Origin of the sequence: Dokdonella sp., assembly GCF_039926425.1 — a bacterium.
GTDB lineage: Bacteria > Pseudomonadota > Gammaproteobacteria > Xanthomonadales > Rhodanobacteraceae > Dokdonella_A.
In genome coordinates this window covers 21,752-32,993 of sequence record NZ_JBDSWZ010000246.1, presented here as the reverse complement: position 1 = coordinate 32,993, position 11,242 = coordinate 21,752, and the positions used below count along the sequence as shown (strand labels likewise).

Here is an 11,242-nt window from a genome sequence, read left to right as displayed (position 1 = left end):
CGGCGGCAGGTGATGCGAGAGTAAAATTTACGTCAATCGAGAGGTAAGGCTGATGCCAACATGTCCGGTGTGCGAATACGCGCGAGCGGTCAACGACAACGCGACAGTTGAGAACGTCGATTGCCCGCGATGCGGAAGGTTCGAGAAAAGCTTGATGCGCTGATGCTTGGGTTAGCGATCCAGTCGAAACATCCCGGCGCGGATGTGCCGCTCATCTTTGATTTCGATCACACCCTTGCGTGGTGCGAAACTGAGGACGAACTCGGCTTTCACCGGGACTCTGCGATCGAGCGTGGGTTTTTGACGTCGACGTCGCGTGAAGTCGAAGTGTGTATATCTGCGGCCGGGTGGGACTTCGTTGACAAAATACGATCGTCCGCGCCGTTTTCAGCGGATCTCGTATTCGTTGCAATGTCGTTCAATTCCAAATACAACGACGTCTGGTCAGCTGGGTTGCGACCGGGAATTGAGCTTGCCGGCTACCGTGCTGAGAGAGCGGATTCCACTCCGCACGCCGGCCGCATCGACGACCGGATTATTGCAATGCTGCGCGAATGCAGAATGGCCGTGGTGGACGTAACATCGCAAAACCAAGGGGCATATTTTGAAGCAGGGTTTGCTCTGGGCCTCGGACGTCCAGTCATCTGGACTGTCCAAGAAGATGATCTAAAAAACCTGCATTTCGACACGCGGCAGTTCCTTCATGTCGTTTGGAGTGATGCTGAAGACCTTCGCTTCAAAACTCGTGACCGATTGCACGCACTATTCGGGCGTGGGCCCGTAAAGATCATTTGATAGATCTACAAGCACGACGGGCTCGGCACGTCATTGTGCCGTCGAGCGACTCACCTCGCGGCCTTGACGCGCGCTTCTTTCCACAGCGCTTGGAGCCGCTCCTGTGTGCCCTCCAGATTGATGAAGGAGTAAAGCGTCAGCGCAGGAACCACAATTATCGGGTGCGACCAGCTAGCTCCCACCGAGTCATCGCAGCGCGGTCAAATAGCTGATACCAGTGCCAAGCCATCTCCGAGCACCGGCGCGACCCGAGTAGCAACCAGCGGCTTTGAATCACCCAATGGCCTTGCGCGGAGTTCCACATCGGAGTCCACCAATAGCACCCGATAAACGCGTCGTCCCGGTCGCGCAGTTGAGGAATAAGGCGATCATGAAGCTCTACTCGCATGAGCTTGATGTGATCAGCGAAAACGTCACTCCCTTCCTGCTCGTCGGAGATTTCCCAATATTGCAGACTTCGGTTCATCAGCAAGGTGATGTCCAACAGAACAACTCCGACAGCTCGACCTATTCTTCGATCTTGGATTTGTTTCGACGCTTCACGGACTCTCTGCTCGAGCATTCGCTCGGAAGAGGGTCGTTTGCATTCGAAAAGAAAGCGCCGCCCAGACAATTCCGCCGAAATGTCTCCCATGTCAGAAGGGCTTAGCGTTAGCCCTACATCTAGCAGCATGCAGGCGCAAAACATCTCGAACATGATGTTTCGCGGATGATGATTTCGATCTCCAGAATAGAGTGGATTGCCGCTGCTTATCGATAGCAGTCGATCACGAAAATCGCCCAGCGCGAGAAGACCGTCGCGATGCCGCCAAATATCGACGACGGCTTGCATGTCGACGAACTGCACCATCCCCCTTACAACGTCTTCGAGTTCGTTTCGTGCGTCCTCGAAGTTTCTGCAGAAATCGGAATACGCTTTGAGACGACCGACATCGGTACGTATGCCCTCGCTGCGGAGCCAATCGATCGCAAGTCGATAGTCGGAGATCAACTGGCGCAAATCATCAGGGACAAAGCGCGACATCTTTATCGATCGGGAATCGTCGGATGGTTAGTCAAATGTCTGGACAGCGCTTGCGGACTTTAGGACGCCCTACGAACGTCTGACGGTGGTGATTTATACAGCCGCAGCCCATACCGGAGTAATTAGAGTATCGGAACTTGAGACGGCGATGCCTATGACGGCAGTCGTCCAACCTACGAGGCGGCAGTCATTAAGACCACGATCAATCGAATCGGCGATTCCGGAAGACAGCTCTTACTGAGCGACTCCACGAAATGGCGCGTTCATGTCGACGACTTGAACACGGCTCGATGGTGGATGACCGGCAATGAAGTCGACGTCACTTTCGGTCGAATCAGCAATCGGACCAAGAACGGCGAGTCTGTGAGAGTTGAAAGGTCACTCGGATAGCCGACAGCGCTTTCAGGGGTCGTGGTGCTTGTGAGGGTCGGTCGGCGGAGAAGTGACAGGCGCCGGCGCCGATTTTGCTTCGCTCTGAGTCGTGTTGAGCAATGCGCTCTCGTCGAACAACATCACGTGATCTTTTGTCACCATGAGCGCAATGTTGAACTTGCGAAGAAAATCCATTCCGATGAGAACATCGCTGGAGCTGCCGTGCAGCGTGACTATTCCGATCTGGACGCCTCTTTCCCCGACTGTTACGCGTGCTTGAGCCGTAATCGCCGCGCAGGACGAGCCGTCAGCCAGCGTGGACGTGCTCGTTCCGTATAGAGGGAGGCCGAGCGGCAAAGCCCGCACCAGAGGCATCGAGATGAAGCCTGTGAATCCCGTGTCGACAATGCCGTCTAGCTCTACCTTGGTGTCATGGACACCTTGGATATGGAACTTGAGGCAAGGACTACCGGTATTATCGAAATACCCAGTCGCAACCAACATCCAGAGCCCTGCTAGTGCGAAAGGCATTGGCAGAGCCAATGCGGATCAAATGAAACAACCCGCCGGGAGCACGGCGCTGCGCCTCAGACAAAGCGTCCTCTGGAAACTTTGCGACATAAGCCTCGCCGCTGAGTACATCGATTGCCGCGAACTGCCCAGGACTCTGGCCTTCCAAAGTGTCCTTATGGCGCTCTCGGTAAATGCGCTCTCCAGCATCCGCAACTTCTTGTGGACGGGTGAACTCTCGAATGTCTTTTGGCATGTCTGAAATCACTTCTTGATTCGACTGTCGACGTATCGTCGACGGTTGCTACGCCAGGTTAGATCTCGAGATATGCATGCGTGCCTATCGCCGCAAGCTTGATGACTTCCTCCATCTCGCCCGACAGACTCTTGATCTTTTCGTACTTCCAGATCAGAACCAGATCGCCGGCCAAATGACAATCCCACCAGTCCTTCCAATCGCCACCCATCTTGTGTGCACGATATTGATCAGGGATTGGTTCCTTCTTCCGCAAGACCTCCAACAGGACCCACAGTTCCTTTACAAGAGGCGCAAGTCCCCTGGTGGCGTTCGCGCATTCGAGATCTGTTGCAAACCTACTGGACTTGATAAAGCGGAGCAGCTTCACTGAAGCTTTGGGTGGCGCCACGAGTCTTTGCATCCTTGCAACTCCGCCACCGTGTCACCGATGCTTGGCAACCATTTCCTCAAGTGTTTGAGGATCATCGAAAGACAGATCCTTGGGCGATCCCAGAGGTCTAACCGTGTTTTCCATCGTTGCAATGGATCCAACGTAGCTACCAGCGGCTTCATGCAATTCTGCGCGCTCACCGGTTTGTCTCATGAATCTGATCATTTCCCCAGTCATATTGCCTCCAAGCGAGGGCTACGGCCCATTCGCGCTACCAACTCTAGCATTGAGTCGCTGAATTTTTGCTACCGAAATCGCCGTTTAGCGTCGATTTACACCCTTTTGCCACTTTCTACGACGTTGGGGCGCATATGGCGCCGCGCAACATCGATCGAATCGATCGAATCGCCGTTCAGAATGGAAGTCATGGAACCGCCGCAATCGCGGCATGCGATGGCAATTGCCGTGTAATAGTGTCGACAAATCCCGCCAAATCTCTGCCAATCCGGGAAATGCGGGAGGACCCACGAGCGTCGCAAGTGGCTTGATTTTGCTAGGGAAGGACGAGAATCGCTAGTGCGGGATACGTCTCGGCAGCGGCTTAAAAGTCCACTGCTCTACCGCTGAGCTAACGGCCCACATGACAATCAGATGCCGCGCAGTCACACGAGGCGGCTGGCACTGCTCCCGGCGGCGCCAGGGCACGCGCGAGGGTCGCGCAGTTTACCCGTCCAGGCCGGTCAGCGGTAGCGCGTCGGATCAGGAATGCCGGCGGCGGAGAACCCATCCGCCCGGAGGCGGCAAGCGTCGCAGTGGGCGCAGGCGCGCCCCTCGTCGTCGGCGTTGTAGCAAGACACTGTCGCGGCGAAATCGACGCCGAGGCGGATTCCTTCGCGCACGATGTCGGCCTTGCTCATCGCGATCAGCGGTGCGTGGACGCGCATGCGTGCGCCTTCAACGGCCGCCTTGGTGGCGAGGTTGGCGAGTTGCTCGAACGCGGCGATGAATTCCGGGCGACAGTCCGGGTAGCCGGAGTAGTCGACCGCGTTGACGCCGCAATGGATGTCGCAGGCGCCGAGCACTTCGGCCCAGCCGAGTGCGACCGACAGCATGATCGTGTTGCGCGCAGGGACGTAGGTCACCGGAATGCCGGCGCCGCCGGTGTCGGGACCGTCGATGTCATCGGTCAGAGCGGAGCCGCCGATGCTGCGCAGGTCGACATGGACGGTCTTGTGTGCGCGTGCGCCGAGTGCGTGGGCGACGCGGTCGGACGCCTGCAGTTCGGACGCATGGCGCTGGCCGTAATCCACGCTGAGCGCATACGTGGTGAAACCCTGCTCGCGTGCGAGTGCGAGAACGACGGCGGAATCCATGCCGCCGGAGACGAGGACGACGGCGCTTTTGGGGGGTGGCGTGGACATGTGCGTTGGATGGAGTGGGTCGTTGAAGTGACGATGCAGTCAACGGGCCTGACTGCGATAGCGTTCATCACCGCGCTTCGAGCGGATCGAACGTCTGGATTCTAGCGGAGGCGGAAATGGATTCCCGCCTGCGCGGGAATGACGTCGTGAAGTGATGCAACGCTGGCTTGGAAAAGAGCGATTCCCGCGTTCGCGGGAATGACGTCAGGGGATGGAATGACCTCGAGCGCAGAGAAGCGGGTGTGGACCGCGGTCCTGGAACCCAAATTCGGATTTCCAATTTTCAATTTCAGAATGCCCAATTCCGCTCTTCATCGCCCCGGCGCCTCGCCCCACAACAATTTGTGCATCTGCATCTGCATGCGCACTGGCACACGATCCGCGATGATCCAGTCGGCGAGAGCGCGCGGTTCGAGCCGCGAATGCACCGGCGAAAAGAGCACCTGGCATCGCTCGGCAAGCGCGTGTTCGCGCACGCGGGCGACTGCCCAGTCGTAATCCTCGCGATCGGCAATCACCACTTTCACCTGGTCATGCGGCGTGAGGTACGCGAGGTTGGACCACAGGTTGCGCGACACTTCGCCGGAGCCGGGCGCTTTCAGGTCCAGCACCTTGCGCACGCGGCGATCCACTTCGGCGACGTCGATTGCTCCGGAGGTTTCCAGCGACACTTCGTAGCCCGCGTCGCACAGTTGTGCGAGCAGGCCGATGCAGCGCTTCTGCGACAGCGGCTCGCCGCCGGTCACGCAGACGTGTCGCGTGCCATGGCTCGCAACGTCGTCCAGAACATCGGCAACCGTACGCCACTGGCCGCCATGAAAGGCGTACTCGGTATCGCACCAGCTGCAGCGCAACGGGCATCCGGTGAGCCGCACGAACACAGTTCGCCAGCCGACGGCATCCGCTTCGCCTTGCAGCGAATGGAAAATCTCGGTGATACGGAGGCGCTGTTCGTCGTTTCGCGGAGCGACGTCGATGACGGAATCATCACCCGCTTGCGCGTTCACCGCGGGAGCGTTCTTCACCACGCATGTCCTGCCACGACGCGCCTCAGCGGCGCGTTTCTGTCTTCAACGCGCGAAGACGACCCTGCGCAAGCCGCGCAACGGTGGTGTCGGGATAGGTCTGGACCACCTGGTTCAAGGTGTTCTCGGCCTGGTCCCACTGCTTGAGCTCGTACTGGCTGTAGCCAACCTTGAGCAGCGCATCCGGCGCCTTTTGACTGGTCGGATAGCGCTTCAGCAACGTCTCGAACGACTGCAGCGCGATCGTGTAGTTCTGCGTCACGTAGTACGACTCGCCGAGCCAGTAATAGGCATTGCCGGTGAGTTCGCCGTCGGGGTTCTGGTCGATGAACGACTGGAACTTGCGAGCGGATTCCGCGTAACGACCATCCTTCAACGCAGAGAACGCATCGTTGTACGAGGCCTCTCCGCCACCCGCCTGTCCGAGAGGCGCCGCAGCGACAGGCTCGTCACCCGGCACCGCGGTGCGATCGGCATCCGAAAGCGTACCCGCGTTGGAGCGATCAATCGCGGTCGCGCGTGGCGGCGCAGCGCCCGGATTGCCGAGGTCGACATCGGGCGGCTGGGTATCGACGCGCGGAGCCGGTCGCCCTGCAGGAACTGGCGCGGCTGCACCACCCACTTCGAGACGTCCGATGCGTGAATCCAGATCGACGTACTGATCCTTGCTGCGTTGCTTCGATTCGTCGAGTGCGTGTCTGAGCTCTTCGACCTGACCCTGCAGCGACTGCACTTGCGATTGCAGTGCCGAAATCTGGTTGACCGCGTCGACCGCGCTGCCGCTGGCGTTGCCACCCGACTGCTGCTGCTCCAGGCGCTCGACGCGTTCAGCGAGAGAGAGGCGCTGCTGGGCATGCGAGGCGTTCGCGAACACGACAACGGCGGCCACCAGGGCCGCCGCTGCGATCGCACTCCTGTTCAAGTGCGCCATCGTTCTTACTTCGCGGTGTAGACGATCTCGACGCGGCGGTTCTTCGACCAGCACGACTCGTCATGCTGGCGGCAAACCGGGCGCTCTTCGCCGTAGCTCGTCACGTTGAGCTGCGAGGACGACGCACCCGCGCCACCGAGCGCACTCTGCACCGTGTTGCCGCGACGCTCGCCGAGGCCGAGGTTGTACTCGCGCGAACCGCGCTCGTCGGTATTGCCTTCCAGCGTGACGCGCGACTGCGGGAACTGCTTCAGGTACTCAGCGTGGCACGCGATCTGCGCCTGGAACTCCGAGCGGATCTCGCTCTTGTCGAGATCGAAGTAGACAACGCGCTGGCGAAGGCAGGAATCGGTATCGAGACTGTCCTTCGTGTAGCGGCCACCATTGTCGCTGGGCATGCTGGAGCCGGTCGACGACGTGTTGTCCATCGGCGGCTCTGGCTTGACGACCTTCTTCTTCGCACAGGCGGCGACGCCTGCAACGAGCAATACGGAAAATGCAATGCGGACGGCAGTGTTCATGGTGTTTCCCTTCGACTTGGGCAATGGTTGGAAATCGGGTGCAGTACGTTCCACTTCTGATCTGGCCGCCCTGCATGAGGCGACCAGTGACCTGAATCAACGCTGGCGAAACGGCCCCCAGGCCGGCTCTCGGACATCCCCTTCCGCGAGCCCGAGACGCTGGCGCACTCTTCCGTCTGCCGAAACCGCATACAGCACCCCGCGCGACCCTTCGCTGGCGGCGTACAGCAGCATGCTTCCGTTGGGTGCGAAACTCGGGGCTTCGTCCTGACTTCCCGGCGAAACCGAGGTTGTCTGGTTTGTCGCCCGATCCAGAACCGCAATACGATACACGTTTCCGCTGCCCTGCACCATTCCGATTTTGAGGCCCTTTGCATCGACCACGGTCGGGCTCGCGTTGTACTGGCCGTCAAACGTCACGCGCGACGCGTCGCCGCCGCTCGGCGACACCTGGTAGATCTGTGGCTTGCCCGAGCGATCCGAGGTGAAATAGATCGTTTGCCCGTCCGGCGCCCAACGCGGCTCGGTGTCGATCGCAAAATGCCGGGTGATCTGATTCACCGAGCGGCTGGCAAGATCCATGATGTAGATGTCGGGATTGCCGCCCTTGGACAGGCTCACAGCGAGGCGGCTGCCATCCGGCGAGAACGCCGGCGCGCTGTTGATGCCCTTGCTGTTGGACACAACCTGACGCGACCCGGTACCGAGGTCTTGCACGTAGATGGTCGAATTGCCGCTCTCGAACGAGACGTAAGCGATCTTGCGGCCATCCGGCGACCACGCTGGTGACAGCAGCGATTCGCGCGAACGCACCACCACTTGCGGGTTGTAGCCGTCCGAATCGGCGACCATCAACGCATAGTTGTAGTTGGGCGCCGTGCCCGATGCGGTGATGTACGCAATGCGTGTCCAGAACGCGCCGCGCACGTGCAGGATCTTTTCGTAGACGATGTCGGCGACCTGGTGGGCAATATCACGGATGCCGGTGCGCTGGCCGCTGATTGCGCCATCGGCGATTTTCGCCTGCTTGGCCACATCGAACAGCTCGTACTCGACGCGAAGGCTGCCATCACCGGCGTCGGCCATGCGGCCGACGACCAGATAGTCCTGCTTGAGCAGCCGCCACGTTGCGAATTTCACGTCGGCCTGTCGCGTCGGGAATTCGACGACGTCACCCTTTGGCAACGTGCGGAACTGACCCGACCGCGCGAGATCGGCGCGCACCACTTCGCCGGGATTCGTCTCCGGCGGAATGGTGGCGCCTTCGAAACCGAAGGGCACCACCGCAATGGGAAGCGCCGACGCGCTGCCGTTGACAATATCGGCCTCGAGCTGCGCGAACGCGACATGGCTGGCAAACACGCCCGCAAGCGTCAGCACCAAGCGACCAACCATTCGTTTGAACATCTTCATCAGCCCTCTCCGTTGTACCTGAAATTGAGTTTCACACTTCGCTGAAATACTTTTTCGAAACCCTGATAAGGCAGCGGCGCCGCTTTTCGTACGGCCTGCTCGATCGACGTTCTCGTCGCCTCGTCGGCATTGCAGGGCGAGCCGACTGTCACGCTGATCAGATCGCCGCCGGGAATCTGCGTAATGTTGATTGAGCAAAGAAGGCCCATCTGCGCGCTATCGGGGCGATTCCAGTTCTGTGTCACCGATGCCTGGATCGCCGCCACATACCGCGCGCTCGCATCGTCGTCCTTGCCGCCCGCGCCGGTCTGCGCTTTCTCAGACTCGTGTTCAGCAACCGGCTGCGCCTGTTCCGCTTTCTGCTGGCTGTTCCTGTCCTCGATCGTCTTGAGCCGCTTCTGTTCGTCCTTGACGGTTTTTTCGGCCGCTTCGCGCTGCTTGCGGATATCGGCAAGCTGCTTGAGCTGTTCTTCCTTCAGCTGCTTTTTCTTTTGCTCCTCGTCCAGCAGCACCTGTTCCTTCCGGTGTTTCTCTTCCTGCTCTTTCTTCTGTTCCTGCTCGGCCTTCTGTTCGGCGACCGCGGCAATGCGCTCCTGTTCGATCAGGTCCTGGCGCTGCACTTCCGCCGGAGTCGGCTTTTGTGGTTCGGCTTTGGCGGGTTCCGGTTTCGGTGGTTCGGGTTTCGGCGGCTCGGGTTTGGGAGGTACGGGTGTCGGCGGCTCGGGCTTTGGCGGTGCAGGTTTCGGTCGAGCGACACCTGCACGGGATTTCGGCGCCGACGTCGGCCCGACCAGCGTTGCTTCGATCACCGGGCCCGGCATGCTGACCGGCCTCGTTTCATGCGTCCACCAAAGCCCGACGAGCAACGACAGCACCACCAACGCGTGCAATCCAAGCGCGAACGCAAACGCCCGCAACTTGTCGCGCAGAGGCTCGACCGGCTCGACGTGCATCATCCGGTCAACGCGTCCCGTCTGCCTGGGTCGGTGCGCTCATCAGGCCCACCTTCGGCACGCCGGCGGACTGCAACAACACCATCGCCTGATAAACCTTGCCGTAATCCGCTCGCTGGTCGCCGGCAACGAGGACCGGCACCGTCGGATTCTCGCGCACAAAGGCTGAAATCTTGTTGACCAGCGCGGCAGACTCGATCGGATCGCGCTTGGCGGCGCCGAGGGTCAGGAAATACTTGCCGGTCTCGTCGACACTGACGACGACCGGCTCCTTGTCGTTCTGGATCGCTTTGGCCTGCGATTGCGGCAACTGGATGTCGACGCCGAGATTGAGCAACGGCGCGGTGACCATGAAGATGATCAAAAGCACGAGCATCACGTCGATATACGGCACGACGTTGATCTCGGCCTTGAGCTTGCGCTTTCTTCGTCTGCCGTGATTGTGCATCAGGAAAGCTCCAACGCAGCCGGGCGCGCAGCGGGGTTCAAGCGCCGTCCTCGATGTGCGCTTGGCGCGCGAGGATCGAGGAGAATTCCTCGACAAACGTGTCGTAGCGGTTGGCGATGCGCTCCAGACGGGTCGAGTAGCGGTTGTACGCCCACACCGCCGGAATCGCCGCGAACAGGCCCATCGCCGTTGCGATCAACGCTTCGGAAATACCTGGCGCTACCATTGCGATGGTCGCTTCCTTCACGTTCGCGAGACCCTGGAACGCGATCATGATGCCCCACACCGTGCCGAACAGGCCGACGTACGGACTGATCGAACCGACGTTGGCGAGAAATTCCAGATTGTTCTCGAGCCGGTCCACTTCGCGCGTGGATGCCACGCGCATCGCGCGCTGCGCACCTTCGAGCAGCGTTCGGGAATCGACTCCACGGCGCTGGCGCAGGCGCGCAAATTCCCGGAAACCGGCTTCGAAGATCGCACCGCTTGCCGTAACGCGCTCGGTATCGCCGGTGATTTCCTTGAACAGGCCGGCGAGATCCGCGCCAGACCAGAAGCGCTCCTCGAATTCGTCCGCACGGGCATTGGCGCGATCGATCAGCGCCTTTTTGCGGAAGATGATGAACCACGAGGCGATCGAGAATCCGATCAGGATGCCGAGCACGAGCTTGACCGGCAGACTCGCGTTGAGGATCAGGGCAAGGACGTTGAGTTCTGAATTCATGACTTGGCGATCTCTTGAAGCATCAACAGGTGATCGGGGATGGGCCGCGGGCGGAATGTATCCGCGTCGACGCACGCGATACGCACGCTCGCCTCCACCAGGAGTTTGGATTCGTTGTCGCGCAAAAGGTGCTGGTGGACGACGAAGCTCGCGCTGCGACGTTCGCCGGCCATGACGGTTGCGGTCAGCAAGTCATCGAGTCGCGCCGGCGCATTGAACGCAATGTCCATGCGGTGAACGACAAAGACGACACCCGCTTCCTTGCGCAACGTGTGCTGGCTGTATCCCGACGCCCGAAACCATTCGGTGCGCGCGCGCTCGAAGAAGTGCAGGTAGCGTGCATGATAGACGACACCACCGGCATCGGTGTCTTCCCAGTAGATGCGGGCCGGGAAACTGAAAAGCCGGGAGGCGGACTCGGGGGTTCGGGATTCGCGGATCCGGCGCGGATTCGAACTCATGCGGTGCCGCTCCCC

The 11,242-nt window shown here is 60.0% G+C and carries 13 protein-coding genes; 1 reads left to right on the top strand and 12 read right to left on the bottom strand.

The features are described 5' to 3' along the window. Window positions 1-129: 129 nt before the first annotated feature. Window positions 130-795, top strand: a complete 666-nt coding sequence (locus ABIV12_RS14295; protein ID WP_348060462.1) for a hypothetical protein — start codon at window positions 130-132, stop codon at window positions 793-795. A gap of 154 nt (window positions 796-949) precedes the next feature. Here the strand turns inward: ABIV12_RS14295 and ABIV12_RS14290 are convergent, their stop codons facing one another. The 12 genes from ABIV12_RS14290 to ybgC form a co-directional block, all read right to left on the bottom strand. Further along, a complete protein-coding gene (locus ABIV12_RS14290) occupies window positions 950-1,819 on the bottom strand; it encodes a hypothetical protein (RefSeq protein ID WP_348060460.1) in 870 nt (289 codons plus the stop codon). Between the two features lie 402 nt (window positions 1,820-2,221). Beyond that, the gene (locus ABIV12_RS14285; RefSeq protein ID WP_348060458.1) at window positions 2,222-2,695 is read right to left on the bottom strand and encodes a hypothetical protein; all 474 of its coding nucleotides are present in this window, start codon (window positions 2,693-2,695) and stop codon (window positions 2,222-2,224) included. Between the two features lie 320 nt (window positions 2,696-3,015). After that, the gene (locus ABIV12_RS14280; protein WP_348060456.1) at window positions 3,016-3,360 is read right to left on the bottom strand and encodes a type II toxin-antitoxin system YafQ family toxin; all 345 of its coding nucleotides are present in this window, start codon (window positions 3,358-3,360) and stop codon (window positions 3,016-3,018) included. A gap of 710 nt (window positions 3,361-4,070) precedes the next feature. After that, entirely contained in the window at window positions 4,071-4,751 is a 681-nt protein-coding gene (queC, locus tag ABIV12_RS14275; protein WP_348060454.1) for a 7-cyano-7-deazaguanine synthase QueC, read from the bottom strand. 311 nt (window positions 4,752-5,062) lie between these two features. Beyond that, window positions 5,063-5,728, bottom strand: coding sequence for a 7-carboxy-7-deazaguanine synthase QueE (queE, locus tag ABIV12_RS14270; protein ID WP_348060468.1), 666 nt, complete (start codon window positions 5,726-5,728; stop codon window positions 5,063-5,065). Between the two features lie 73 nt (window positions 5,729-5,801). Beyond that, window positions 5,802-6,707: a tol-pal system protein YbgF gene (gene ybgF, locus ABIV12_RS14265; RefSeq protein ID WP_348060452.1), complete on the bottom strand. Its 906-nt coding sequence runs from the start codon at window positions 6,705-6,707 to the stop codon at window positions 5,802-5,804. Window positions 6,708-6,712: 5 nt separating this feature from the next. Beyond that, window positions 6,713-7,228, bottom strand: a complete 516-nt coding sequence (pal, locus tag ABIV12_RS14260; protein ID WP_348060450.1) for a peptidoglycan-associated lipoprotein Pal — start codon at window positions 7,226-7,228, stop codon at window positions 6,713-6,715. A gap of 96 nt (window positions 7,229-7,324) precedes the next feature. Beyond that, window positions 7,325-8,623, bottom strand: a complete 1,299-nt coding sequence (gene tolB / locus ABIV12_RS14255; RefSeq protein WP_348060466.1) for a Tol-Pal system beta propeller repeat protein TolB — start codon at window positions 8,621-8,623, stop codon at window positions 7,325-7,327. A 17-nt stretch (window positions 8,624-8,640) separates the two neighbouring features. Next, entirely contained in the window at window positions 8,641-9,594 is a 954-nt protein-coding gene (gene tolA / locus ABIV12_RS14250; protein WP_348060464.1) for a cell envelope integrity protein TolA, read from the bottom strand. 7 nt (window positions 9,595-9,601) lie between these two features. Further along, window positions 9,602-10,042, bottom strand: coding sequence for a protein TolR (gene tolR / locus ABIV12_RS14245; protein WP_348060448.1), 441 nt, complete (start codon window positions 10,040-10,042; stop codon window positions 9,602-9,604). A 37-nt stretch (window positions 10,043-10,079) separates the two neighbouring features. Then, window positions 10,080-10,766 carry a protein TolQ gene (tolQ, locus tag ABIV12_RS14240; RefSeq protein WP_348060446.1) on the bottom strand — a complete coding sequence of 229 codons (687 nt, stop codon included), beginning with the start codon at window positions 10,764-10,766 and terminating at the stop codon, window positions 10,080-10,082. Further along, window positions 10,763-11,227, bottom strand: a complete 465-nt coding sequence (gene ybgC, locus ABIV12_RS14235) for a tol-pal system-associated acyl-CoA thioesterase (protein ID WP_348060444.1) — start codon at window positions 11,225-11,227, stop codon at window positions 10,763-10,765. Before ybgC ends, tolQ begins: the two co-directional genes overlap by 4 nt. Window positions 11,228-11,242: the final 15 nt, after the last annotated feature.

What these genes read in the sequence shown, in the direction of transcription:
- tolQ (WP_348060446.1), bottom strand. Translation starts at nt 10,766, where the DNA reads ATGAATTCAGAACTCAACGTCCTTGCCCTGATCCTCAACGCGAGTCTG.
- pal (WP_348060450.1), bottom strand. Translation starts at nt 7,228, where the DNA reads ATGAACACTGCCGTCCGCATTGCATTTTCCGTATTGCTCGTTGCAGGC.
- ybgF (WP_348060452.1), bottom strand. Translation starts at nt 6,707, where the DNA reads ATGGCGCACTTGAACAGGAGTGCGATCGCAGCGGCGGCCCTGGTGGCC.
- queC (WP_348060454.1), bottom strand. Translation starts at nt 4,751, where the DNA reads ATGTCCACGCCACCCCCCAAAAGCGCCGTCGTCCTCGTCTCCGGCGGC.
- tolA (WP_348060464.1), bottom strand. Translation starts at nt 9,594, where the DNA reads ATGCACGTCGAGCCGGTCGAGCCTCTGCGCGACAAGTTGCGGGCGTTT.
- tolB (WP_348060466.1), bottom strand. Translation starts at nt 8,623, where the DNA reads ATGGTTGGTCGCTTGGTGCTGACGCTTGCGGGCGTGTTTGCCAGCCAT.
- ABIV12_RS14285 (WP_348060458.1), bottom strand. Translation starts at nt 2,695, where the DNA reads ATGTTGGTTGCGACTGGGTATTTCGATAATACCGGTAGTCCTTGCCTC.
- tolR (WP_348060448.1), bottom strand. Translation starts at nt 10,042, where the DNA reads ATGCACAATCACGGCAGACGAAGAAAGCGCAAGCTCAAGGCCGAGATC.
- ybgC (WP_348060444.1), bottom strand. Translation starts at nt 11,227, where the DNA reads ATGAGTTCGAATCCGCGCCGGATCCGCGAATCCCGAACCCCCGAGTCC.
- ABIV12_RS14290 (WP_348060460.1), bottom strand. Translation starts at nt 1,819, where the DNA reads ATGTCGCGCTTTGTCCCTGATGATTTGCGCCAGTTGATCTCCGACTAT.
- ABIV12_RS14280 (WP_348060456.1), bottom strand. Translation starts at nt 3,360, where the DNA reads ATGCAAAGACTCGTGGCGCCACCCAAAGCTTCAGTGAAGCTGCTCCGC.
- ABIV12_RS14295 (WP_348060462.1), top strand. Translation starts at nt 130, where the DNA reads ATGCGGAAGGTTCGAGAAAAGCTTGATGCGCTGATGCTTGGGTTAGCG.